The sequence below is a fragment of the Crenothrix sp. genome (genome assembly GCF_043729335.1).
Classification (GTDB): domain Bacteria; phylum Pseudomonadota; class Gammaproteobacteria; order Methylococcales; family Methylomonadaceae; genus Crenothrix.
Genome location: NZ_JAYTLQ010000018.1, coordinates 1 through 25,213, shown reverse-complemented (window position 1 = coordinate 25,213; position 25,213 = coordinate 1). Strand labels below are relative to the sequence as shown.

Genomic DNA, 25,213 nt, shown 5'->3' with positions numbered 1-25,213 from the left:
CTATGGGGAGTAACGATGCGTAGATCGCTAGTTGTAGGTAATTGGAAAATGAATGGAACGCTTGCCAGTGCCGAAGCGCTTGCACGCGGTGTCGTTGCTGGCCTGGGTTCAAATGCCGACGTTGCCGTATGCGCACCTTATGTTTTCCTACCCAGATTACATGAAATTTTGAAAGATACTGACCTTGCATTGGGTTCGCAAAATGTCGCTGATAAAGAATCTGGTGCTTTTACCGGAGAAATATCGGCAGCCATGCTAAGCGAAGTGGGCTGCAAATATGCGTTAGTAGGCCATTCAGAAAGACGCAGTTATTACGGTGATAGCAACGCATCCGTGGCTGCCCGTTTTTGTCAGGCGCAGTCTAAGGGTATTGTGCCTATTTTGTGTATTGGTGAAACGCTGGAACAGCGTGAGCAAGATCAAACCTTTGCTGTCATTGACGAACAACTTCAGGCGGTTATCGACGTGGCGGGTATTGCTGCGTTTGCAAGTGCTGTGCTTGCCTATGAGCCGGTATGGGCGATTGGCACGGGAAGAACAGCGACCGATGATCAGGCACAGGAAGTACATTATTATATTCGCCAATATTTGGCGTCAAAAGATCAATCCATTGCTGATAACATGCAAATTTTGTATGGTGGCAGTGCAAAGCCAGACAATGCCAAAGGCTTGTTTGCTATGCCTGACATTGATGGCGGACTCATAGGCGGCGCATCCTTAGATGCGGATTCCTTTTTACAAATTTGTCGTTCGGTTTAAGGCGCTTAAGCTGTTATGTATCAAGTAATTATTGCGGTTCATGTATTATTGGGATTGGGCATTATCGGTTTGGTAATGATGCAGCAGGGCAAAGGTGCTGACGCAGGTGCGTCTTTTGGCTCCGGCTCTGCGGGTTCTGTTTTTGGTGCGCAAGGCGCAGCATCGTTTTTATCCAGAACCACGGCCATTTTGGCGACCCTCTTTTTTATCACCAGCTTAGGCCTCGCTGTTATTAATGGCCATAAAGGCGCTGCTTACGATATTATGAATACGCCGGCAGTAGGCGACACACCTAATGTACCTGGTGTCTCCACTACGCCAAGTATCCCTAGCGTTCCTAGCACTCCAAGTGCTGATACAACCAGCACTGCGGATGATATTGTTAAGCCGCCGTCTATGTCGCAAACCGCAGCTGAAGCGAAAGCTGCAACACCTGCTGCTGTCGAGACTCCAAAAGAAGAGGTGCAGGCCGTTCCAGCAGCTAAGCCAGCAACCCTAGAGAAAATTGAAGTTCCTAAGGCTGAACCGATTAAAGCGGTAGACGATAAAGCAGTGGATAATAAAAAAGAACACAAAAAACACGACAAAAAATCCAGTAAACACAAAGAGAAAAACAAAGAGTAAACAGATATTGCCGATGTGGTGGAATTGGTAGACACGCCATCTTGAGGGGGTGGTGACGAAAGTTGTGCCGGTTCAAATCCGGCCATCGGTACCAAATTGTAATATCAAGCAGTGCCAAGTGATACCAAAACCCGCAAGTCGAAAGGCTTAGCGGGTTTTTTATTGTCCCACGCAGTACCACGCTGTATCATGAAAGCACCAACAAAGTGTTGGTGTTTATGTTGGTGCTTCCATTTACACCCCTATCAGACACCAACAAAACGAAACCAAACCCTTAAGCGGCGGTGCTTTCAATCATGCTTACCGATATTGAAATTAAAAAGGCCAAACCCAAAGACAAAGCTTATAAGCTTTCAGATGCCGGTGGCTTGTATTTGGAAATTACACCCAGTGGCGGCAAATTGTGGCGAATTGCCTACCGCTTTATTGGCAAACAAAAAACGCTTTATTTAAGCAACTACCCCGCCATTACCTTATCTGAAGCCCGAACCAAGTTAGACGAATTAAAAAGGCAGTTGGCGAATAATATCGACCCGTCATTACTAAAGCAGACAACAAAAACAGCACAACAGGTCGCAGCGGCTAACAGTTTTGAAATAATTGCCCTGGAATGGCATAAATCGCACATGAAAGGCAAAAGCGAGGGACATACCACCAAGGTGCTGACCAGATTTACTAATGATATTTTTCCGTGGTTAGGGAAACGACCCATTACCGAGATTGAAGCCCCTGAAATTTTAAAAGTGTTACGGCGGATTGAACAACGTGGAGCCAACCAATTGGCACATGACGCAAAAACCGTTATTGGGCAAGTATTCCGTTATTCCATAGCCACGGGTAGAGCAATAAGAAACCCGGTACCGGATTTACAAGGCGCATTATCGCCCGTCGTGGTTACCCATAGAGCCGCCATAACCGAACCACAACAGATAGGCGAACTATGGCGTGCGGTAGATGGCTATCGTGGAACATTTGTTACCAAGTGCGCTTTTAAATTGTCGTTTTTAGTCATGTTGCGGCCAGGCGAATTAAGAAAAGCCGAGTGGAACGAAATAAACCTTAAAAATGCAGAATGGCGCATTCCAGCGGCAAAAATGAAGATGCGTGACGAACATATCATTCCATTATCAAAGCAGGCTATAGCCATTTTTGAAGAGATTCAGCCACTCACCGGCGGCGGCAAGTATGTTTTTCCGTCGGTGCGTAGCAATGCCCGTCCAATGTCAGAAAACACTATCACCGGTGCATTGCGGCGGCTTGGTTACACAGGGGAGGAAATGACCGCACACGGTTTTAGATCAATGGTATCCACCCGATTGAATGAGGCGCATTTGTTCCATCCAGATGCCATAGAGCGGCAGCTTGCCCATGGTGACCATAACAAGATCAGGGCGGCTTATAACCGTGCGGCGTATTTACCGGAAAGGGCAAAAATGTTGCAATGGTGGGCTGATTATATTGATAGCTTACAGATGGATAACGTTATCCCTTTTCAGGGAAAGGCGGGGTAATGTGGGATGAGAGCGGGAGGCCGTCCCTCCATTCATTCTGTTCTTTGAACCATGACACGTGGAAGCCGATTTTCCACGCCTCGCTCTCAAAAATGTGTAGCAGGGCCGGATTCGAACCGGATAATGCCTCCGCTTTCGCGTATACAACCATTCCCGTTGGAAACACCCGCTACACTGTAATTATTGCATAAAACCAGTTTAACCGCGCCTAGCCCGACGGGGCAAAAGTGGGAATTCTTTCACCCATTGGCGCGGTTTCTTTCTGAAAGGTCAATCATTGGAAAGGAATGATGAAAAAAATCCCCGAATGGGCACCAAAAAGCCTTGTTGAGCACTATAAAAAATATTTAGAAATGGATAAGATTGAGTTCGGCATGCTTTACCGACTTATTACCGTTCCAATAATGAACGAGATATGGGAAAGTCTTTATGAATATAGGGTTCGTAGTTCATTGGACTCATACAACCGAACATTAGAAGCCAATGAAAATATGGCGATTAGATTGTTTTTTGCCGCTTCAGACGCTAATAGGCAATCACAAAGAAAAATTGAAACTAGAGCTGAAAATGTAAAAAAGTATACGGACATTGCTAAAGCAGCTAGAAATTTTAGTGAAAAAGTAAATAATTCAGTTCTTGATTCAACACCTTACCGCTACTATCCATTAGAAGCTATAAATACCATAATTGAAAATGATTTGAATCCTGAAAAAATGAACGGGCATTATTGCCTTTCTAAAGATATAGACGATTTTCACACGAAAGGCGGTATTTATAGCGAATTTAGAGCTAAAGACTTAAATGAAAATGATATTTGTGAACACTGGCGTGTAGCTGATAACACTAAAGACTGGTTTGAGCATTTAATAACGCCACAATACCCAACAATGTCTCAAATTCTTACTGAACTTGCTAAAAATGCTGATTTACTGGCAAAAGTAACGAGTCAAAAAGCAGCACTAAAGCCCAATAAATTACAGAAATCAACTGTATTTATCAGGTCACTATACGGCGAATTTTGGAGTAAAGAATTCGTGGGGGTACACCGACAAGAATTAGCGATTTTTTGCAGAATAGCTTTAAACGATGAAAGTATAGGAGATATAACCATAGATTCTGCATTAGATGGCTATAAGCTACCTAAATATTTATTTGCTACTCAATAAGGTTAAGTAATAAAAAAATATCGACTTAACAATTTTGTTAACTCACTGAATTTAATTAACTTGTCCATTCGATAAAGAAAAACAAATTTCCCATAATACCCCCTAGTTCTTTCAACAAGACCCATAAGGGGGTAACAAATGGCATACGCCAAAAAAGCAGCATCATTAAAACCAGCAGTAACCACCCAACCATCAAAACCGCAATTTAAACCCGATGAGTTACCAAAGTCGGGTTACATCCGCATTAATACCCTCGTTCAGTTCATACCCTTCAGTAAGACAACCATTTGGCGTAAATGCCGTAATGGAACATTCCCCGCAGCGATCAAGCTCTCAGACAAAATTACGGCATTCAGTGCTGAGGCTGTTCATGAGTGGCTCCAAGGCAAGGAGACTGTGTAATGGGCCGCAAAAGCACAGCAGAACTTTTCCCTGAACACGTCCAAAGCGCCTTGATCGAGCAAGTGTTATTGAGAGAAAAAACAAATCAAGAGATTAGCAATTGGCTCCTGAAGGTTCATAAAATCAATATGCCTAAAACCAACGTTTACCGATATGGTAAGGTTTTTATTGATAAGTATGATTGCCTTGTTCAGCTCGGAATGCCACCGAAAATCATTGTCGCTAACATTCTTCAAATTGAAGCATTGGGAATTGACCAGGTTAAAAAAGAGTTGGTAGCCAAGCTTACCGATAGAGGGAGGTTGTTTTCTTATCTGGATGATGAGGTGAATTCATGAAACAGGACAATAAAGCCAAGCAAATCGATCTAATTAAAGATGAATTATTAGCCGGTAACCGCGTAGATAGCATCCTAGCTTTTGAGAAATTCCATATCACCCGCTTGGCAGCAATCATAAAACGCCTGAAAGATAGAGGCTGGCAGATAGAAAGCCGCCAACAGCATGGCAACGGTATTGCAGAGTACTCGTTACCTGAAGGCTTTATTGCCCCAATTTCAGACAATAAAAAGAGGGCTTAAGCCATACCGCCTAAGCCCCCCAACTCTTTAAAACCCACGGCCATGATTTTACATGGCCTTTACAGGTACTTCAATGAAAATGTTGACACAGATTATATCCGCAGCTATGATTTGCTCACTGCCCACACATTGGACAACACAGTATTGGCGTACTGGAAACTATAGGCGCATAGCCGCCTTAAATGCGGCTTTTTTATGCGTAAAACAATCCCACACCCTATCTATTATGTCGGGTTTGGATGAGCATACGAAAGTATGGCCAGCTCCTATAGGCTGGTACGCCAACTTGTTCAAATCCGGCTCCATAATTGGCGTTATGCAGTCGGTTTATCCCTTCACTATAGGATTTACCGCTATGAACATATCACCCGTCCAAACCTCTGGACAAACCCACCCAAGCACCAAATTAGATTCACGCTTTGAAATCTTCCAGCATGGCAAACTTATTGCTGAGGATGTAGACGGCACACGAGCATTAAGGCTTAAGCGCCGCTACCCTGCATTGATTGTTAAATTTGCTGGCATGATAGGCGGTGTGAAATGAGAGCCACATCACCTACGGACACCACTGCCAAAAATTCCCACACACAAGACCACCACGGCGCAAACTGCCTTGAACCACTACAAGACACCGGCAGCTTTAAAATTACCCAGCCACGAAAGGTGTCACTCGTTGAACTACTCCAACAGCAACATGTGGAACGCAGTCTTGACCTGCTACCGCTAGAGGTTGATCTGTTATTGATGCGAATTGCCGCCGGTGGCCATTCCGGTCAATATTTAGCGGATGCTTTCCTCAGTGCCTACCGTCACACCCCTTTTAAACACGGCCTTGGTGAATTAATCAAGCTGGATACTGAAGGTTTCAGATTGTTTCATGAGGTTTTGCATATCAGGCACGTTAAAGGCTGGAATGACGACAACCTTTATCAAATTGAACTGCAAATTAAAGCCATTATCGGGGGTGTCCAATGAAAACCTTATCTTCAGAACAACTGGAACAAATCCAGCACTTACAGTATTGCCTAAGATCAATCAGTCAACTCCTAGATCCCAGTGACGACCTGAAAACCGTTGACAGGGACGGCCTGTACTTCTTAATCAGTTTTTTATCAGGCAAGTCCCTAGAAAGCACACAACAGCAGCGTTGCTTAAGTGCGGTGAATGACTTACTGGTTTCAGGAAGCGACCACAGCATTGATCATGGCGACCTTTCCGTTTTACTTGGCTGTCTGGCTAGCCAAATGGATAACATTCTGGCAGGTGGTTTATGAGCGGTGAAGTTCCTTTATTCAGCTACAAACCCACCACACCAGGTGTCATTATGGATGCCAGATTCATGGGTAAAAGACGCATGGCCGAACAAAGTGTACTCGGCGGTTTAATGCTGGATAACTCGAAATGGCCTGAAATACAGTCGATCGTTACAGAGGATGATTTTTTCGATAACAGGCACAAGATCATTTTTAAAGCTATCAAGCGGCAATTGCAAGCCAATCAACCGGTGGATGTTATTATCATCAGTGACGTTGAAGGGCTTGAGCTGAGTTACATTGGTATGCTGGCCAAAGATACCCCAAGCGCGGCCAATATTGTCAATTATGCCAAGATCATGAAGACAGAAGCCGAGCGGCAGCAAATAGCCGAAACACTGACCCATGCCCTGGCCAATATCCACAAAGGCGATGAACCGGAACAAGTACTTAAGATTGTTATCGAACAGGCTGAAAAAGCCATAATTAACACCCAAAAAGGCGGCTTTATGTTTACCAGTATCAACAAAATTTCTGTAAAACCGATTGAGTGGCTCGTTGACGACTTTATTGAGACCAACTCCCTGGTAGAGGCGTTCGGTGCGCCTGAATCTGGTAAAAGCCTATTGGCGATTGATTGGGGGTTATCGGTTTCGGCCGGCATTCCATGGCGTGGCCACAATACCCAGAAAGGCGCGGTGTTTTATATTGCCGGTGAAGGACACAACGGCCTATCACGGCGCTTTAGTGCATGGGGGCTTAGCAATGGCGTTGATCTTGATTCACTGGACTTCTACCCAAGCTTACAGGCGGCGGCTTTTTATAACAAACAGTCAGCGATTAGCGTTGAACGTGCCATCAGCACTATTGCCAGTAAAAATGGCATAGCGCCCAAGCTGATAATCATCGATACCTTAGCCCGTAATTTTGGCGGTGGTAACGAAAATAGCACTGAGGACATGAACCTGTTTATTGTCCATATTGACGCGCTGAGGGCTAAATTTAATTGCACCGTGTTACTGGTTCACCATACTGGCCACGGCGCAGGGGAAAGGGCGCGCGGTTCCAGTGTTTTAAAAGCGGCGGTCGATACCGAGTTCAGCCTGTCAAAAAACAACGGGAACATCATTAATTTAAATTGCACCAAGATGAAAGATGCTGCCCACCCAGCGCCCAAGTCATTCACCATCAGTTCTATTGATCTGGGGATTGAGGATGACAAAGGCCACGCGGCTAATGGCCCTGTACTGTCTGAAACAATGTACACAGCACCGGAACCTAAAGATAAACCATTAGCTGATAATCAGGTCATGGCGCTAGACGCACTGGAAAGGCTAACAGAAGAACACAGGCAGAACTTTATTGATTTGGGAAAAAATCCCGATGAATCCAAAGTGACTGAAAAACTTTGGCGTGAGCAGTTGGGGGAGATGAAAGCTTACGAATACCGCAACATTAAAAATGGCCTGTTAAAACGGGATTTAATAAGCATTGATGATGGTTTTGTATATCTGATTTAGTACATGCTTAAATGTGCGTGCGTGCGTATACCTATATAGTAACACGCACGCACGCACACTTAAAACTAGCCACAAAATAAACCAGATGTTGTCGTGTGTGTATGTTTATACCTATATAGTAAAACACACGCACACACGCTCAAAACCATCCACCAAAACAAACCAGATGTTGTCGTGTGTGTATGTTTATACCTATATAGTAAAACACACGCACACACGCTCAAAACCATCCACCAAAACAAACCAGATTGCCCCATTCAATACCGGTAATCGCCAACCCATAAAGCGACGGTACACAACAAAAACCACTGTAACCCAGTGGTTTTTTTAACCCCCATAATCCTTATTGAGTACAGCCGCCTGTGTACAATAAGAAACGAGGCAAACACCATGCTTAAACGAATGACCAAAAACAGGACGCTACTATTGAAAGTTTTATCTTCTGAATTGCCAGATTGTGGAGGACAACCGCCGTATTCAGCCAGTAGTGTGCATTACACGCTCAACAATGCTTTCGAGTACACATGGGACGGTTACGGCAATATGGCAACACTGCCCAGCATTCGGCAAATACACCGTACCTTACGCGATTTATGGCACGAGGGGCTTATCGTTGCCAGCCGTGAAAAAATTGACGGGATACGCGACGGCTTGCCTTATTGGGAAATGAGTTTCCAGCTATCCACCGACGTGGAAAGCAACTGGATAAAAACAGAATGTGACCGGGTATTTAATGCAGTAAAAAAAGCTAAACACGGCTTTAACTTATTTGGAAGCGTGTTAGACAGGGGATTACCTAGCCATGAGGTTGAAGTGCTACGACTACGCGCCAAGGCATTGATACAGAAAACCCACCCCGATAAGGCGGCAGGGTTTGAAGACCAATTCAAGCAGATGAAACAGTGTATTGACGCGATACGGGACGGGATACCGGAACCCATGCCCACCCATGCGGCACAGGATCAGGCGCAGTCGAAACGAATAAGGTAAGCATTGAGAAAAAAACCGAATCAATGAGTCAAGCAAAGAATCTGTACACCGGTTTTAGCGGGCGCGTGCGCGTTTTACTATATAGCTATACGCCCGCACGCCCGCTTAAAACTAGCCACAAAATAAACCAGATGTTGTCGTGTGTGTATGTATTTTACTATAGAGGTATAAACACACACACGCTCAACACTAGCCATAAAAAAACCGAATCAATGCCATAATTGCAACGTAGCGGTTGTTTCCAATGGGAACGGTTGTATGCGTTAGCAATAGCGCCTTCATTATCCGGTTCGAATCCGGCACCGCTGCACCCTTTATCTTCTATACATCCCTGTTAGCAAACCGCGCTCTGATCTTTAGCCCCAGCAACGCTGTATTCTCACATTTTACCAATACAGGTTGCTTTCGTAAGTTTTCAAAAATTCATATCATCACTGTAAATTAATCAACAACGCAGCGGATTTATGACTTCTTCCCCCATTGGCAACAAAGACAGCAGCTTTCCTGGTTCAGCACCGTTGGAAATAGCCAGGTCGTTAACAGCTGCGGGGATTCCTGAAAAAATAGCCCACATTGCGGCCTATGAAACCCTGTTGCAGGCCTCGCGTAAATTCCAGGGAACCTATGTACGTTTAAGCAGGCCCACACTAGCCCCCAATCCTTTCACCTTATCCTTGTTAAACGGGCTTATAGATTCCTTGTCCAATAACGGCATAGAGGCCAAACAGGCCAAAGCATCAGGCAATCAATCTGTCAGCCACCTTAGAAAGCTAATGGGCGGTGAAGACTGGATGATAAGCCGGTAATGGCGGAAGAAAACTTCTAAATTAAGGTTCACCTAAACCATTGCTAGCAAAGCACTATTACAAAATGAGTCCGCACCTAAGTTAACAAGCGGCGGGGATTCCCGAACAATAGTTAGCATTGCAGAGGATGAACCAACGTTAAAGGCCCCTATGTCGGTTTAAGAAGGCCAGCTTAGCCCCAACAATTTCACCTTATTTCTGTTAAACAAACTCACAAAACCACCGTGAATTAACCGCTGAGTTCTGCCTGTTCAATTCAATATCCATAACATAAAAATGTTATAATTAACTGATTACTAAGGAGAAATAAATGGAAACCAATACCAGCCCACTGCCGGAACACTACCCTCAACAGTTGATTGAGTTCTACGATATATTGTTTGATGAGCTAAAAACGAATGCCAATAACCCACCGGCAAAACTAGCGTTTTTATTGACCGAACGCATAAAAAACCATTTCAGGAAATCGCGTATTTATATCCCTGAAGGCCGTGAAATGAAAAAAAACGCACTGGATGAGCAAATTTTCCAGCGCTACAACGGGCGCAACATCAATGAACTTGTTAAAGAGTTTGAAATGTCAGAACCCGCTATCTATAAAATTATAAAAAAACACAGAATCCTGACCGCTGAGCGGCAAAAACAAAAACGAGGCGCTATTCAATGACTTTATCAAGCCACATCACCCACCTAATGAGAAAAAAATGCCCAAGCTAAACGATACTGAAAAAACCATTGCCGAGATAGATCAGCTTGAAGCGGATATCAAAGATATCGATACCCAGTTGTTCAGGTTAAGCACCGAACGCCAGAAGGTTGGCCAAAACAAGCTGGAGGCACAGAATATTCACCGTTCGCTTGCCAGCAGAATAGCACCCGCTGAAAAAGCCAGATTTGACCAGGCATTAAAACAGGCCAGTGAATTCAGTGCCGAGCTGATACGCATGGCCGATGAGGCTGAACGGCTTAGCCAAACCCGTGACAACCACCACAAACGGCTGTTATCCATCAAAGTGCTGGCCAGCAAGCCCGAACTCATTGGGCAATTTGAAAGCCTGAAGGCCGATCTTGAAAAACAGGAACCGATCAATATTGCCCTTGCCAAACAGGACGGGATTATCCAGGATGCCACCCAGAGAGTTAACAGCGCGTCAGACTTAAATTCACAGCGCTGTCTGTTGATGGCCGAATCAGCCACCGGCATCGACAATACGGATAAGATTGCCACCATTGATTTAAAAATTGCAGACGTTGAAAAAGGCGACCACGCCATTAACTCAGCCAAAGACCAGGCCGCCAAACATGCCCGTGAAACCTCGGACGGCTTACGGGCAATGCTGGATGCGCTTGCCGTATCCATAGCCAGCAAAAAAAGAACCCTGGCCTTTATTTACGATGCCTATCTGGTTGCACTGGCCACCGCCGAGGCTGAAAAATACAAGGAAGCCGCCGCCGTGCTGGAACGCAGCCTTCAAAACGTTATTGCCATCGACCATGAAATTAAACGGCTAGGCATCAATTCAGGTTCGGGATTTTTTGACTACAAAAACGTGACGCGGATCCCTGCACTGTCCAACATGACGCCCCCAAGCGGCGAATATTTTTCTTTATACCCTGAAGGTGGCCTGACTGAAGATTACAACGTGTTGCTGGACGAGCTGTTGTTACAAAATGGCATCGTAGAACGGATTTTATAGCGGTATGTGTGAGGATGTGGCGGAACTAGCGGAAATTAGGGCACATCTACGGCATTGGTTGCGGCGCTTGTATTTATTATTGTGCCATATTGAGCCATACCATTTCACCTTAGCAATGCTTTTTTGTTGGTGTTTTTGTTGGTGGTTTAAAAAATTAATTTTTTAATGTTTAACACTATCAATATGTTAATTGTACAATTAGGTTCAGGCCATCTTCAAAGAAATGCAAAACCCGCAAGCTGCATAGCTTAGCGGGTTTTTTATTGCGCAATTAACACCGTGTGACGGATAGACTCAATGACAGGGAAAGCCTGTCTCAAACAATGATTCTAAGTTCGATAAGAAGCTTCATTTTGTAAAAACCACGCATAAGTATCTCGCAGCCCGTTTTCCAGTGTAACGGAGGCTTGCCAGCCCAAATTTTTCAGGCGTGACACGTCCAGCAGTTTACGGGGCGTGCCATCGGGTTTATTGGGGTCAAACTTCAGTTCGCCTACAAAACCAACCACACGTGCAATGGTTTCCGCCAATTCACGAATAGTACAGTCAATACCTGTACCCACATTAATATGGGATAGCATCGGCGACGTATGGTTCTGATAGGTTGTATTTTCCAACTCCATCACATGCACACTGGCTGCCGCCATGTCATCAACATACAGAAATTCGCGCATCGGTGTTCCAGTCCCCCAAACTACCACTTCTTTGTCACCCCGACATTTAGCTTCATGGAAGCGCCGCAGCATTGCAGGGATAACATGGCTATTTTCAGGGTGGAAATTGTCGTTTTGGCCATATAAATTGGTAGGCATAACACTACGATAATCGCGCCCGTATTGCCGATTGAACGATTCACACAGTTTGATTCCGGCAATTTTAGCGATGGCATAGGGTTCGTTGGTAGATTCCAGCGTACCGGTAAGTAGCGCGTCTTCCCGCATTGGCTGTTCTGCAAGCTTGGGATATATGCAAGAGGAACCCAGAAACAGCAGCTTTTGCACACCCGCCTGATGAGCCGCTTGGATAATATTACATTCCATCATTAAGTTAGCGTAGATAAACTCGGCAGGATACGTGTTATTAGCAACAATGCCACCTACCTTGGCCGCAGCCAAATACACCTGATCAATCTGTTGAGACTTGAAAAAATCTTCAACGTCTTTTTGCCGGGTCAGATCGAGTTCTGCATGCGTACGGGTAATAAGTTCAAGATTATCCCGTTGCTGGAGTTGGCGGATGAGCGCAGAACCGACCATACCGCGATGTCCGGTAATATAAATTCTTTGTTTATTCGCGCGCATGAGTCACCTCAAAACCATTGTCTTGCAATAACTTATGGCGTCTAGCCTGATCTAAATCATGGGCGACCATTTCGGTAACCATCTCCTTTAACGTGGTTTGCGGCACCCAGCCCAATTTTTCTTTGGCCTTAGTAGGGTCACCGAGTACTGCACACCGGTGGCAATCACAAAATCTTCAGGCTGTTCTTGTTGTAGCATCAGCCATTGCATTTCTACATAATCTTTGGCATGACCCCAATCGCGCAGCGAATTCATGTTACCCAAATACAGGCAGGCATCAATACCCAACGCAATATTGGCAAGGCCACGGGTAATTTTACGGGTGACGAAGGTTTCACCACGGCGTTCGGATTCATGGTTAAACAGGATGCCGTTGCAGGCGTACATGCCATAGGCTTCGCGGTAGTTGACGGTAATCCAGTACGCGTACAGTTTGGCGACAGCGTAAGGTGAGCGCGGATAAAAAGGCGTGGTTTCTTTTTGCGGGGTTTCCTGCACCAAGCCATAAAGCTCAGAAGTGGACGCTTGGTAAATACGGGTTTTCTTTTCCAGACCGCAGATGCGCACGGCTTCGAGAATACGTAACGTGCCGAGTGCATCGCTGTTGGCGGTGTATTCAGGGCTTTCAAACGACACCGCAACGTGGCTTTGTGCGCCAAGGTTGTAAATCTCATCCGGCTGCACTTGCTGAATAATGCGGATTAGATTAGTGGCATCGGTTAAATCACCGTAATGCAGAATAAAATTGCGGTTATCAACATGTGGGTCTTGGTAGATATGGTCGATGCGCTGGGTATTGAAGGCGGAGGCACGGCGTTTAATACCGTGAACTTCATAGTCTTTTTTTAGCAGAAACTCGGCGAGGTAAGATCCGTCTTGACCAGTAATGCCAGTGATGAGGGCTTTTTTCTTGTGCATGGTTATTGGCTAATAGTGTGAAAAATCAGGATGAAATGTGAGCGTACCTTACCTGGCGCTCATCAATAATGGTATCTGCAAGCGATTATTGTAATTCTCTCGTCATCTACTGAATAAACCAATCGGTGTGTATCATCAATTCGCCTGGACCAATAACCACTTAGATTTTCCCTAAGTGCCTCAGGTTTGCCTATGCCATCGAAGGGAGTCCTAACACTGGCATCGATCAGTTTATTTATGCGTTGTAATGTTTTTTTATCTTGAGTTTGCCAAAAAATATAGTGTTGCCAAGCAATATGTGTCCATTCAATCTTCCTCTGCATCGATCAATTCCCTTTCAAACACTTGGCCATTTCGATGTTGCGCTATAGATTTGGCCAAAGCTGCGGCATTTGCAGGAGATTTTAATAAGTAAACAGTCTCCTGCCAGGCATCAAACAATGATTGCGGCATCATGACAATGTTATCGGCATCGCGTCGGGTGACTAAGAGAATGTCTTGATCATTGACAATCTGATCACAGGCATCCTTAAAGTGTGTTCGCACATTGCTAAATGTATTTTGTTGCATAGTTAATCCTCATCTAAATTTACAAGATATGAAATATACACTTGAGCTATAAACAGATCAAGTCAAATACTTTATCGCTCAGCAAAAAATAATGAGGGCTTTTTTCTTATTTGTCCTCTAACTTCCTAAATAAAGTGTGGTAAAGAAAAATAGGCGCTGATATTCCCATTCTTCGCCATAACCGACGCGGCTCTTGCAATAATCGCGGCAACCATTCCAGCCCAAAACGCTGAAATAGTGGATGTGATCGTTGAACTTTTCCGGTATAAAAATCGAACACAGCGCCAATGGCAGCAACAAAATGTACATTAAGCCGGTCTTTGTTTTGAAAAATCCACTTTTCCTGTTTGGGTGCTGTCATCCCCACCCATAATACGTCAGCGTTTGAGATATTAATGGCATTAATCATATCGTCTAGTTCTGTGGGAGAATATTCGGGTTTAAAGGGTGGGGAGTAAGTACCTGCCACCTGAATGTTAGGGTAATCTGTAGCCATTTTTAGCCGAATATTTGCCAATGTTTCTTGGGTAGAACCCAAAAAGAACACGCTAAAACCCCCTACTGCATTTAACCGTTCGTGCAAACCAAAAAAGACATCCGATCCAGTAACGCGTTCTTTAATTTGTCCTTCCATGTTGCGCCGATCATTTGAAGCACGACGATTACTCAAAACAGGGCGTTCAGGCCCAGCACGACGGTCACGCCAAGCTCGGCGATCACCTAAAACACGAGAAGCCATTAAGATGCCAACGCCATCGGGTACAAGCCAATCCGCGCCATGCAATGCGTTGGAGAATGCTTCGTCGTCGCACGCTAGTACGTAAGAATGTGGGTTAAGGCAGGCAAGCCATACACAAACATTTTTGCTTGCCGATGATTGTTTGGACTGCGTTAGTTTATTTTCAATTGCGTTTACGCAATTATGGACAGACTCATAGTTAACTTTATAGCCTAAAAGGCTTTCTTTCATTTCATACTTATTTGTTTGGGAATGTGCATCATGCTGAATTCGTGGATTAGCGTTCAATTTTGTCCTTTGTTTTAACTTGCGGCGGGTTGTATATAGTCATAAGCAGGGTGTAGTTAGATTCTTCGGTATAGTTCGCTTCAAAGGCTTTACGGGCATTGTGTGCTAATTGTTCTAACAACTCCGGATTCTGCCATGTAGCCTTTACCGTCTGGTAGAGCGATTCGGGATTACCTGGCTCAAAGTTAACACCTGTCAGGCCATGCTTAACAATACTGGGCAAAGGACCGAGATTGGATACCGCGGCCGGCGTACCAAAAGCAAACGCTTCGCGCACCACCATTGGAAAGCCTTCAAAACATTCAGAAGGCAATATTAGCAAGCTGCATTGAGCAATGTCATGTTGTGCCTGCTCGCTAGTAAGCTGACCTAAAAAACGGATCGGTAAACCTTGAGCTAAGTTTTCCAGATGGCCACGTAATTCACCATCCCCAATAATCCGTAATTCTGGCGCGTTTGTACCCCAAAGTGCCCACGCTTTAACTAAGCTTGCAACGCCTTTTTCTGCGGTTAACCTGCCTGCAAATACTACGGTAGGTAACCGTTTTGCCCACGCTATAACCGGTGGGTTGCCAGGGTAAAAGTTGGGCTTAACAAAAACCTTGTGTGCAGGCAAACCTCCGTCAACCATGCGTTCGCGCTGAAATTCGGTTAAGGCTACGAATGCGTCCACTTTCCCAGTCCAGGTATCTAGTCCTCGGTGTAACGCTACGCTGGCGGCCAGTGGCAAGGTGGCTACACGGCTATTGCGATAACAACCGTGCTTAATGGCTGGCCAAACACTGTGGCGATCTAGACAGTCCGTACACACTTTGCCGTCGCGCATGGGGATTGCAGCGGGACAGAACAAGCGGTAATTATGCAGGGTCAGCACACGCCGAGCGCGGTTTCCAATGGCATGAAAAATAGCAGGCGATAACATGGGAAAAGTATTGTGAACGTGTACTACATCGGGCTGAAATTCTTTGACTAGCGTTGCTATGGCACGATAGCTTTGGGTATTCCAAGGTGTTAATGCGCCACCTATCAATTTACCAATTGCACCTTGGGCACGTAAGGTATCGCTGTGGCGGGTGAATTCCACCAATTCGTGGCCACGGCTGTGTAGCAGTTCTCGTTCCGCATCAAATACTTGGTTTTCACCGGAAGGGGCGGCAGAGCCGTAATAGTTATGGGCGAGCAGGATTTTCATTTTGCATTTTTATGAACTTATAACCTGAGGATAGTATTAGAATGGGGAGGTTCATTTTATTATTAGGCAGTTGCTTTTTTAAAATTAAACACTAAAAATTGCGGTTAATTTATAGGTATTCTTTGAGATAATCTGGCATTTTTCTCAGTTTTAAGAACGGCATAACCAAACCCCAAAATGGTGTAATGCAACATGCCAAAAAATGAGGCATACACTAAAATATTATCGGTATACATCACCATCATAAAAGGAATGAACGCTGATAGTCCTGCCATAAATAGCAATTTAATGTTTTTATCCTTAGTTTTTCTCTGCGCTCTAATTCCATGCCAAAGCGTTAATAATATACTTACCAATAATATAATTACTCCTAAAATGCCGTAATCAAAATAAGTAAGTAGCCAATCGTTATGCGGATAGCCAACAGGAGCAAAGGCATACGTTAATGTCTCCCCTGCCCCTGTACCATGCCCTAATAAAGGTGCATTCTGCGCCTCGTTGTATAATCTTTCCCACATGGCACTGCGCCCTGATGTGGCGAAATCATCACTCCTTCCCACATCGGATAATTTGCCCTCTCCAGAGAAAAACATTTTTTCCTGTACTTGCGGTAGTTGAAAAATCCCAATGCCTCCGATACAAATTAATCCTAAAAAAAATAATCTTCGGGTTAATGTGGTTGAGGTAAAGGCTAACGGAAAAGTAAGTAAGGTATTCGCAATAACTGTACGCGTAACTGATAGCAATGGAATACCACCTAAAATAAGCCACAGTTGCAAATCTTTTAACTCTTTAAACATCAAATACCGGTTGGCAAAAACCACACAAAGCAGCAAAACCAACATGTTTTCGGCAGCAAAAGCTCTAAAACTAAGTAAATTGCCCCATGTCAACTGACATACTATTAAGCAGTAAGAAAATAATCTTAAAACATCAAAAAACCTCATTACTAACATAATAGATGGCCGATAGGTAGAAACAGCCATACCCACAGCAAGTGGCGTTAGTATTTGAAGACTGCGTTGGATGGGTATAACCCGTGGGTCAATTAGACGATAATCCACAAAAAATAAGTGTCCGATTAATAAAAATAGCCACGGTAGCCAGATAATTACAGGGAAGCTAACTCTTTTAACGCGTTGGCCGATAATAAAACAACTCACAATTAACGGTACAAACCACGATATACCCGACATGTTAAAACCAAAAACCTGTCCTTTTACACCTATCGATACTAATGAAAAGAAAAGAACTACCTTAATCATTAAGGGCAGTTTCTCTTGTGCTTTAGTATTTACCTGCGTTGAACTTACTTTCAAGGGCATGGTATTCATTATATAGGTGGGCTTAGTTTTATTTATTGGTGAGCTTCACAATTTGCTTTATTTGAACCACTAAACATTAAATTTTTATTTAACTGGTATAGCCCATAGGAAACGAAGAAGGTGACAGGTAAATATAAGAAAACATTCTCCGGAAACTTTGGAAGGTACTGATAAATTAACATTCTAATAGGGCCGTGTACCATGTAAAGCTCTAGTGTCATCGCGGCAATTATTGAAATAAAGCTAGTTATTAGTGTAGGTTTAAGAAGTATATCTAAAACAAAGTTAGACTTACTGATCTTTAAAAAATAATAAAGAAGTGGCAAAATAAGCAGTTGTTGTATAAATTGGAAACCACCCAAAATTTCTTTGTACATTAGTATTTTATGAAAGTAAATCAGAAAGACTAAAAAAAATAAAATACAGTAATCAGAAATTCCTTTATAAGAAATTTTATTATTAATTGAAGCAAAATAAATTCCCAACAAAAAAATTAGGGCATAAAAAATTAGCTTAAATGTCATAGTGCTCTCAATAACTAAACTCGAATAATCAGAAAACTGACTATAGGAATAGATATACAGCGTCACCAAAAATGCAAAACCGATCTGTAATTTTTTTATGCTATAGTTTTTAATAAAGACAAACCCCATCAAATAAAATAACATCAAGGCTTGTAAAAACCAATACGCGGGTGGCGGATAAAATATGACGCGTAATAAATCTAACGGATTTTTTAAATTAAAATTAAATTCTTCTATAATCCCAACATACCCAGCAGGATTAGTAAAATAATTTAAAACGGCTATCGGAATAATCAATACAATAATATTAATCCAGATTGGCGGATATATTCTTTTAATTCTTTTTGCAAAATACGTAGTAAACGTTTGATTTCTTTCTTGTTCACTCAATAATAAACCATAAGATGACAACATAAAAAATAAAGCATTACCTATTGCTCCACCAGTCGCTAATTGTGGAATTGGATATAATATGTCCATGTGCGAATTAATAACTAAAATAATAGCTATAAATCTTAATAATATAGCTCCATTACTCGAATCCTTACTGATTTTGGCTATCATATTTGCCTTGTATAAATAACAAAAATAAGCTGAAATAAATTAACACTGCTTTAAAAAACATATTAAACAGCAGCTTTTATGATTTGATTTCGAAGCATTGAATCAAGCTTATTACCCCAGCCAAAAGGCACAAAGGCTATAATCAGCGCATACCAATTACGCATCTGCTTAAACCCAAAACGAACTGCATAAACCGCATATTTACGAGCCAGTTTTATGTCCATAAACCACATTGCCATAACCGATTGCATGCGATACCAAAGCCCAATATAGTCCGATAAACCCGCTATATCCGGATATATCTGAGCTAATTCCCGCAATGCTTTTCCCACTACATCCTGTGAACTCGGACGGCGTTCGATACCAGACCGTTGAAATACCGCATGACATGAGGTGTCATAGGCAAGCCCATACACGCAGGCCAATCGCGCCCAAGTTAATAAATCCTCGCCACTTGCAACTCCAACCGGAAAGCCGCCAATTTGCACAATGGCGCCTTTATTTACCGCTACAGCCGAAGTCCAAACTGGTGGTTCCGACTGTATTGCAACGTTAAAATAATCTTTCAGCACGCCCCGAGAAAATCCCGCCGCACTGTTATTAAACCGTGCTTGTGATGAAGATCCGTTAGGCTCTTGAATGAAGTAAGAAGTCGCAAACCACTGTGCCTGGGGGAAATCTTTTTGTAGGGCAAGAATACTTTCCAGAAAGGTCGGTAACCACACATCATCGGCATCCAGAAAAGCAATTAAGTCTGTGCGGGACTCTGCAATTCCTTTGTTTCTGGCTGCTGACACACCTGCATTTACCTGCAATACCAACCTGATCCGTGGATCCTGTAGGGCGCTGACCACTGCGATCCCTTCATCAGTAGAGCCGTCATCGACCACAACAAGCTCCCAATTGCTCACGGTTTGATCCAATACGCTCGCAATACTCTGGGCTACAGTCGCTGCCTTGTTATAGAGTGGCATTACAATACTGATGCGAGGCTGTAGCTGTTGATTATTCATCACGGTACTCATTTCACCATACCGCCACATTGCCTTGCCAAGCCAGTGCAAGCTTGCGGGTAAACCAACCTACTTGTTTACGTGGAACCATATTAATCAGTTGTAAGGTACTTTTTACGTGTTCTGCCATAGAATAAGCCAAGTGCACAGATTCCAGCTTGGCGAGCAAGTCAGTACGCTCAACAGAAGTCAATGCCAATATTTGCGAAAGCACAATCTGCAATGCCTCAACATCCCCTGGCGGCGACATCATCCAGTGCATATCTGCTTGATATGCACTTTTAAGCGCACCGACCGTATCGCTGCCCACCACCAAAGTACCCGCTTGCCAAGCTTCATTCACCACCAGTCCCCATTGCTCGAAAGCACTGGGCACTACAACTGCGACACTGTGCTGCATCCATGCTCTTGAGATTGCATTATCTAAAGTTCCCAGCCATTTAATTGAATCTTTTATGCCTTCTTGCTGAGCATTAGCTTCTAATCTTGCTCGTTCTGGCCCATCACCGATAACAACCAGTTTAAGGTCAGGATGCTGTAACTGCGCAAATGCATGAATTAAAACATCAAGATTTTTGCGAGCAATCAAGCGCCCTACGTACAATAGATAGGGCGACTGCAAAGCACATAACGCTGCTGTTTCTATACAGACATTATTGTCATTGTCTGCAACAACATCAACTGCGTAGTGTTGACGGTCAAACGGAATACTCAAATCATTAAAATAATTACCATGCAACAGCGAAGGAAAAAAACCGCCGTCATAACAGCGGTACAGCAAGCGCTTAACTATACGTTTAACAGAACTCTGGCGTTCCGTTAAGCTCCAGGCATCATCCATTAATACCAGCCTTCCTCCATGATTCACCTTGTAATGCATAGCCCCGGCACCTTCCGCAAAAGCCGGAGCAGGCGAAAAAACAATATCAGGATTTAATACCTGTAACCGTAATGCTACCTTGGCGGCCACGGCTTTCTTATCCAATTCCAGATAATCTTTTCCTGGGAACAAGCATTCAATAGATAGACTTTGATTTTTGTTTTTACCAGCTGGTGCGCTAATGGCACCATAGCTACTGTCAAAGTCCGCGACTTCTAATGCAACAGCTTGCCTGCCTTGTTTAGCTAAAGCTGAAGCCACCGCAAAAAATCGTGCGTGGTGATAAGGCAACATGCGTTGATATACAAATACCACCGGTTGGTTGGTACGCGGAAAAACAGTCTTTTGGGCGAAACGTAAAAAATTGGCTGCCATACTATCAATAGTTCTAGAACGTGATGTTATTAAAGCACCTGCAGAAAACGTAGCACGCTGAGCTGGGTTATTGATGAGCTCGGCGCAAGCGTCTGCCAAATGCTGAACACTGTCTTCGACAATCAAGCCATTAACGTTATGCTGTACGTAAGCCACTTCCGGACTGTGATCGACTCGTTTTGGCAGCACGATGGGTAAACCTACTGCCATTGCATCCAGCACATTCAAACCAGCCACCCCAGACACAGCCAAACAATTGGCCGCAGCCAAAGCTACGTAAAGATCGCGCCCATGTAATGGACCCGTAATAATTAACCAGGGAAAACTTGCCGCAAGGCTTTGTAGCAAGGGCAAACTATCGCCGCCACCTATTACAATTACTTTAGCGTCGGGTACTTGTTTACGTAGCGCTTCGCCTATTTCAATGACGACTTCAGGACGTTTACGCGCATACCAACTGCCCAAAAAAACAATACACGGAAACTGTCCCAAGCCATGCTTCTGGCGAAACGCTAATACTTCCGGGTGTTGTGAATACAGTCCTTGAGCAGCTGTCGTGTCTACTGCGTTTTCTGTTACACCCAGCCGATCTAATGGATACCCAGCCTCACCCATAAACTTCAAACATGCGTCGGTATATAGCAAATTGCGATCTGCAATCCGGAACAACCAAAGGCGCAATTTTTCATAGCGTTTTGAGAAGCTATCGGGTTGAAAATTGATGCCATGCCCCCACGTCAGCACCTGACGACCCAGTAAGCGACGCAGAACAAGTACAGCCAGATTAGACAAGCAACGTGCGCTATCGGGAACAATCACCACATCTGCGGCTATTAATTTGCGCCATGGCAGAAATTGAAATTCAATTGAACCTAGCCTGTCAGGTAAAGAAACGCAACGCACCCAATCTACCCAATCAAGTGATCCAGAGGTTCCACGCCGCTCAAATATAGCGTGTGGTAATGACACCCAAAGTGAAAAACTATGCCCCTGTGCTATTGATTGTTTGCGTAACTCGTCAAATAAGGCTTGTCGATATCGCGGCAATACCCGCTGAATGAATACAATTTTCATAGTGAGTTGCGCCGCAACAAGGGAATAGATTCACTCATAATTGAATACCGGTTTGCTTGGCAATGGTAAAAATGGCGGGCGTGTATTGACGTGTCGGGTAATCCACCAGCACATCAATTTTCTGCTCACCTAGTTTCATTTGGAGTTTCGTTAATAAAGCCATCTCCGCCCGTACAATCACGGCAACATCGGCTTGCTGTGTTTCAATCAGCAAATCAATATCCCCACCCCGTTTGTTATCATCCACCCGCGAACCAAACAGCCAGACATTGGCTTCCTCACCAAAGGTTTCGGCAACAGTAGAACGAATGGTGGCTTGCTGCGCTGGGGTTAATCTCATGGTTTAATCCGTTTCCACATAGTCATCAATTAGTCAATTCACTAACAAACGCTACCATGCGTTGGCGATAGATACTTATGTCATAGTGCGCGGCAACCTGTTGCACCCCTGCCTGCCCCATTTGCATCCGTAACTCGCCATTAACTCCAAGATTTACTATTGCCTCAGCTAAGGCCGTCGCATTGCCCACTTCAAATAACAGTCCGGTTTTGCCATCAATAATCACCTCGGTTAAGGCATCCACCCTGCTTGTCAGCACAGGTACACCCGCTGCCATGGCCTCCAGTGCACTCAAACCAAAGCCTTCTTCCCTGCTGGGTATTACCGCCACATCAAAGCCTTTGGTGGCGCTATAAATGGCATCGCGGGTTAAGCGTCCGGCAAAATGTACTAGGTCAGCAATCCCGAGTTGTTTGGCTTGCAGTTCCAGATTACAGCGTTCGTCGCCGTCGCCAACTAACACCAGTTTTAATTGCGGTAACTGCTGATAGGCTAAAGCCACTGCTTCCAGCAACACATCCGCACCTTTAATGGTAGCCAACCGACCCACAAAACCCAGCACTAAAGACTGCTTAGGCCACCCCAGCTCGACTCGCCAATCACGCGTATTTGCCGCTTGTGCGTGAGCTAGATTAAGGGTATTCGGTATTACCGTCACCTGCGCTTGCATCCCTGTACCCTTAAATATGCCATCCGCCGTGGTCTGCGATACACATACCAAGCGCGTTAACCAATGCCGTGTTAGCCAGCGTAAACGCTTTATTGCTGGCGGTTGAAAGTGATGCGCTGCCACATGCACCGCTGCCACTAAATGCCTTGTCAATAATCTGGCAATCAGCAACGGCAACAAGGTTGGGGTCATGTATTGCAGCCAAATTATCCGGTAACGGCCACGTAGCAAAACGCTAAACAAACGCCACATTAAGATCCACTGTCTATAAATACCTTGGCCACGGACCGCCCCTAGAGCAATTATGTTTATATTTGCGCTTTGAAACGTTTGCAACATAACCGGATCAATTTCATCAAAATATACGATGACATCAACCGGCATAGCTTGTGCTTTAAAGGCCAGTGCGGTTTCGTATGTGGCAACTTCTGTGCCACCGGTTAACAGGCATGGGATGAGTATGGCAACGGGTTTTTGCGTATTTGGGTTAGCGACGCTCATATCCCAAATATATTTTCAGTACGGTAAAAAATGGTTGTACGTGATAGAGACACTTCTTGAGGAGCTAAACCGTTGAATGAAATTTCTTTAAAACCATGCTCTGCCATTAGTGCCTTTATTTCTGGCCAGTCTGATCCATCAGTGTTATCCCATATCACTACACCTGTTTCTGAAAGAAAAGGAAGTCCAGCTTTTGCACAGTTAATGCGATGTGCAAGGGGATCTACAATTAATATGTCAAAGACTTCTTTACCTACATGCTCATCGGAAAGGTTTTCTGGCTTGGCAAGCTCAATCAGCCGGACATTTTCCGGAACAAAGTCTTTTACAATTGCCGCCCAATTCGGATCGTTTTCTATACTGGTTACTGACTTTATTCGGTGTGCAAGCCAAACCGTTGAACCACCCGAACCAAATTCCAGACAAGACAGTGATGGTTTTAAACGCTCTTCCACAAAATCAATGACACCATAACTCCACCACGGAATAGGGTTTTTAGCGGCATCAATGGAGCGTTTTGCTGTAAAAGATAAGAACCAACCCCGCTTACGAAGATAGCTTTTAGGATGGATCTGTAATAGTAGACCACCTAGTCTTAAGAAACGAATAAGAGTCCACAAGTAGTTAGAAAAACTTTTATACATAATTTATAAATATTTTAATTTTAGTTGTTAATTAAATAGACAAATTTACCACCATAATTTTTACCAGCAGATGGCAAAAAAACAAAGTTGCTACCTTGAAAATTAAATTGATAGGCTTCCGGAATTATGGTTGAAATAAACCCTATACCATAGGCTTTAACCTTAAATCTGCGCCTAATGGCCCATGCTGCTTTTAGGTAGTTTTTATATAAAAATACTAATAATTTCATAACTGTTTATTTTGGTAAAAATTAGTTACAGGAGTCAGCGTTGGTTGATCGCTGCAAGTTGCTGTTTTAGCCACTCGGTTAAGTCACTCAGCTCAGTCCAATCAAAAATAACTTCTGTTAATTCTTCCAGTTTTTCAACCGGTAATGTTTGTAATTGCGCTAATGATTGGTCAAGTTCGGGGTGAATGCCGAATTTTCGTCTTAATAAGCGCGTCACTAAAGAAATACATTCTTCTTGACGTCCTTCTTGACGCCCTTCTTGACGCCCCTCTTGTCTTAGTATTTGTGCCAGTCCCATTATTTCACCTTCTTCGTTTAGGTAATGTGTTCGGAATTCGATGATTTCCTGCTCACTAAGATCCGCATAAAAATCGATAAAGTCAATATATTTACGTTGTTTGTTAGGGTTCGGTTCAATTTGCAGCAATCCTAGTTGTGCAGCTAAATATATTTCTAGCCGCTCTTGTTTAGGGTAGTGCATATTGGGCAGGTTTAGCCGGGCGATTATATTGTTGCTGTCTTTATAATCGTTGGCTGACAAGCGCTTTAAATCGCAGGCCAGATAGCGAAACTCTAAATAACTGTGTCTATCGCCACCCAATCGCAAACTTTTTTTCCGTGTTCCGGAATTTAAAAATATGACCACCGGAATGACACGTTCGGTTTCCATAAGTTCTGCCAGATCCAGACAATAATGCGCAAGGCGATGAATTGAAAACCGACTGCCTTGCGTTTCTTCTTCGATGACAAATAGAAT

At 43.9% G+C, this 25,213-nt stretch carries 29 protein-coding genes, 1 tRNA gene and 1 pseudogene; 16 read left to right on the top strand and 15 right to left on the bottom strand.

Annotated features, from left to right (window positions below; all coding sequences use genetic code 11):
- The first annotated feature begins 15 nt into the window (after positions 1-15).
- The 16 genes from tpiA (at position 16) to ACHZC4_RS04610 (ending at position 11,308) form a co-directional block, all read left to right on the top strand.
- The gene (tpiA, locus tag ACHZC4_RS04685) at positions 16-759 is read left to right on the top strand and encodes a triose-phosphate isomerase (protein WP_394752661.1); all 744 of its coding nucleotides are present in this window, start codon (positions 16-18) and stop codon (positions 757-759) included.
- 15 nt (positions 760-774) lie between these two features.
- Positions 775-1,383 carry a preprotein translocase subunit SecG gene (gene secG, locus ACHZC4_RS04680; RefSeq protein ID WP_394752660.1) on the top strand — a complete coding sequence of 203 codons (609 nt, stop codon included), beginning with the start codon at positions 775-777 and terminating at the stop codon, positions 1,381-1,383.
- 9 nt (positions 1,384-1,392) lie between these two features.
- A tRNA-Leu gene (locus ACHZC4_RS04675) sits at positions 1,393-1,477 on the top strand.
- Positions 1,478-1,679: 202 nt separating this feature from the next.
- Entirely contained in the window at positions 1,680-2,894 is a 1,215-nt protein-coding gene (locus tag ACHZC4_RS04670) for a tyrosine-type recombinase/integrase (RefSeq protein WP_394752659.1), read from the top strand.
- 287 nt (positions 2,895-3,181) lie between these two features.
- Positions 3,182-4,060, top strand: a complete 879-nt coding sequence (locus ACHZC4_RS04665) for a hypothetical protein (RefSeq protein WP_394752658.1) — start codon at positions 3,182-3,184, stop codon at positions 4,058-4,060.
- A gap of 138 nt (positions 4,061-4,198) precedes the next feature.
- Positions 4,199-4,462, top strand: a complete 264-nt coding sequence (locus ACHZC4_RS04660; RefSeq protein ID WP_394752657.1) for a helix-turn-helix transcriptional regulator — start codon at positions 4,199-4,201, stop codon at positions 4,460-4,462.
- Positions 4,462-4,800 (top strand): hypothetical protein, encoded by a 339-nt coding sequence (locus ACHZC4_RS04655; RefSeq protein WP_394752656.1) that lies wholly within the window; start codon positions 4,462-4,464, stop codon positions 4,798-4,800. Before ACHZC4_RS04660 ends, ACHZC4_RS04655 begins: the two co-directional genes overlap by 1 nt.
- Entirely contained in the window at positions 4,797-5,042 is a 246-nt protein-coding gene (locus tag ACHZC4_RS04650; RefSeq protein ID WP_394752655.1) for a helix-turn-helix domain-containing protein, read from the top strand. Before ACHZC4_RS04655 ends, ACHZC4_RS04650 begins: the two co-directional genes overlap by 4 nt.
- 73 nt (positions 5,043-5,115) lie before the next feature.
- The gene (locus tag ACHZC4_RS04645; RefSeq protein WP_394752654.1) at positions 5,116-5,586 is read left to right on the top strand and encodes a hypothetical protein; all 471 of its coding nucleotides are present in this window, start codon (positions 5,116-5,118) and stop codon (positions 5,584-5,586) included.
- Positions 5,583-6,017: a hypothetical protein gene (locus ACHZC4_RS04640; protein ID WP_394752653.1), complete on the top strand. Its 435-nt coding sequence runs from the start codon at positions 5,583-5,585 to the stop codon at positions 6,015-6,017. The genes ACHZC4_RS04645 and ACHZC4_RS04640 overlap by 4 nt, the downstream gene beginning before the upstream one ends.
- Entirely contained in the window at positions 6,014-6,316 is a 303-nt protein-coding gene (locus tag ACHZC4_RS04635) for a hypothetical protein (RefSeq protein ID WP_394752652.1), read from the top strand. Before ACHZC4_RS04640 ends, ACHZC4_RS04635 begins: the two co-directional genes overlap by 4 nt.
- Entirely contained in the window at positions 6,313-7,815 is a 1,503-nt protein-coding gene (locus ACHZC4_RS04630) for an AAA family ATPase (protein WP_394752651.1), read from the top strand. The genes ACHZC4_RS04635 and ACHZC4_RS04630 overlap by 4 nt, the downstream gene beginning before the upstream one ends.
- 390 nt (positions 7,816-8,205) lie before the next feature.
- Positions 8,206-8,805: a hypothetical protein gene (locus tag ACHZC4_RS04625; protein ID WP_394752650.1), complete on the top strand. Its 600-nt coding sequence runs from the start codon at positions 8,206-8,208 to the stop codon at positions 8,803-8,805.
- Between the two features lie 464 nt (positions 8,806-9,269).
- Positions 9,270-9,611 carry a hypothetical protein gene (locus tag ACHZC4_RS04620; RefSeq protein ID WP_394752649.1) on the top strand — a complete coding sequence of 114 codons (342 nt, stop codon included), beginning with the start codon at positions 9,270-9,272 and terminating at the stop codon, positions 9,609-9,611.
- Positions 9,612-9,921: 310 nt separating this feature from the next.
- Positions 9,922-10,278: a Mor transcription activator family protein gene (locus tag ACHZC4_RS04615; protein ID WP_394752648.1), complete on the top strand. Its 357-nt coding sequence runs from the start codon at positions 9,922-9,924 to the stop codon at positions 10,276-10,278.
- A gap of 37 nt (positions 10,279-10,315) precedes the next feature.
- Positions 10,316-11,308, top strand: a complete 993-nt coding sequence (locus tag ACHZC4_RS04610; RefSeq protein WP_394752647.1) for a hypothetical protein — start codon at positions 10,316-10,318, stop codon at positions 11,306-11,308.
- 329 nt (positions 11,309-11,637) lie between these two features.
- On the opposite strand, the gene ACHZC4_RS04605 is transcribed toward ACHZC4_RS04610, so the two are convergent.
- The 15 genes and pseudogenes from ACHZC4_RS04605 to ACHZC4_RS04535 form a co-directional block, all read right to left on the bottom strand.
- On the bottom strand, positions 11,638-12,609 hold the full coding sequence (locus tag ACHZC4_RS04605; protein WP_394752646.1) for a GDP-L-fucose synthase family protein: 972 nt from the start codon (positions 12,607-12,609) through the stop codon (positions 11,638-11,640).
- Positions 12,596-13,527, bottom strand: a pseudogene (gene gmd, locus ACHZC4_RS04600) (GDP-mannose 4,6-dehydratase). Before gmd ends, ACHZC4_RS04605 begins: the two are co-directional and overlap by 14 nt.
- Before the next feature lie 62 nt (positions 13,528-13,589).
- Positions 13,590-13,850: a Txe/YoeB family addiction module toxin gene (locus ACHZC4_RS04595; protein WP_394752645.1), complete on the bottom strand. Its 261-nt coding sequence runs from the start codon at positions 13,848-13,850 to the stop codon at positions 13,590-13,592.
- The gene (locus ACHZC4_RS04590; protein WP_394752644.1) at positions 13,834-14,097 is read right to left on the bottom strand and encodes a type II toxin-antitoxin system Phd/YefM family antitoxin; all 264 of its coding nucleotides are present in this window, start codon (positions 14,095-14,097) and stop codon (positions 13,834-13,836) included. The genes ACHZC4_RS04595 and ACHZC4_RS04590 overlap by 17 nt, the downstream gene beginning before the upstream one ends.
- 106 nt (positions 14,098-14,203) lie before the next feature.
- A complete protein-coding gene (locus ACHZC4_RS04585; protein ID WP_394752643.1) occupies positions 14,204-15,067 on the bottom strand; it encodes a WecB/TagA/CpsF family glycosyltransferase in 864 nt (287 codons plus the stop codon).
- A 46-nt stretch (positions 15,068-15,113) separates the two neighbouring features.
- Positions 15,114-16,316, bottom strand: coding sequence for a glycosyltransferase family 4 protein (locus ACHZC4_RS04580; protein WP_394752642.1), 1,203 nt, complete (start codon positions 16,314-16,316; stop codon positions 15,114-15,116).
- A 104-nt stretch (positions 16,317-16,420) separates the two neighbouring features.
- Positions 16,421-17,650 carry an O-antigen ligase family protein gene (locus tag ACHZC4_RS04575; RefSeq protein WP_394752641.1) on the bottom strand — a complete coding sequence of 410 codons (1,230 nt, stop codon included), beginning with the start codon at positions 17,648-17,650 and terminating at the stop codon, positions 16,421-16,423.
- Between the two features lie 23 nt (positions 17,651-17,673).
- Complete coding sequence (locus ACHZC4_RS04570; RefSeq protein WP_394752640.1) at positions 17,674-18,729, bottom strand: acyltransferase; 1,056 nt, start codon at positions 18,727-18,729, stop codon at positions 17,674-17,676.
- Positions 18,730-18,791: 62 nt separating this feature from the next.
- Positions 18,792-19,754 (bottom strand): glycosyltransferase family 2 protein, encoded by a 963-nt coding sequence (locus ACHZC4_RS04565; RefSeq protein ID WP_394752639.1) that lies wholly within the window; start codon positions 19,752-19,754, stop codon positions 18,792-18,794.
- 1 nt (position 19,755) lies between these two features.
- Positions 19,756-22,071: a glycosyltransferase family 4 protein gene (locus ACHZC4_RS04560; protein ID WP_394752638.1), complete on the bottom strand. Its 2,316-nt coding sequence runs from the start codon at positions 22,069-22,071 to the stop codon at positions 19,756-19,758.
- Positions 22,072-22,105: 34 nt separating this feature from the next.
- Positions 22,106-22,411, bottom strand: a complete 306-nt coding sequence (locus tag ACHZC4_RS04555) for a nucleotidyltransferase domain-containing protein (RefSeq protein WP_394752637.1) — start codon at positions 22,409-22,411, stop codon at positions 22,106-22,108.
- A 25-nt stretch (positions 22,412-22,436) separates the two neighbouring features.
- Positions 22,437-23,582: a glycosyltransferase family 4 protein gene (locus ACHZC4_RS04550; RefSeq protein WP_394752636.1), complete on the bottom strand. Its 1,146-nt coding sequence runs from the start codon at positions 23,580-23,582 to the stop codon at positions 22,437-22,439.
- Entirely contained in the window at positions 23,579-24,226 is a 648-nt protein-coding gene (locus ACHZC4_RS04545) for a class I SAM-dependent methyltransferase (protein WP_394752635.1), read from the bottom strand. Before ACHZC4_RS04545 ends, ACHZC4_RS04550 begins: the two co-directional genes overlap by 4 nt.
- Before the next feature lie 20 nt (positions 24,227-24,246).
- Positions 24,247-24,456, bottom strand: coding sequence for a hypothetical protein (locus ACHZC4_RS04540; protein WP_394752634.1), 210 nt, complete (start codon positions 24,454-24,456; stop codon positions 24,247-24,249).
- Between the two features lie 34 nt (positions 24,457-24,490).
- A partial coding sequence (locus ACHZC4_RS04535; protein ID WP_394752633.1) for a DUF4351 domain-containing protein occupies positions 24,491-25,213 on the bottom strand: 723 nt, incomplete at its 5' end.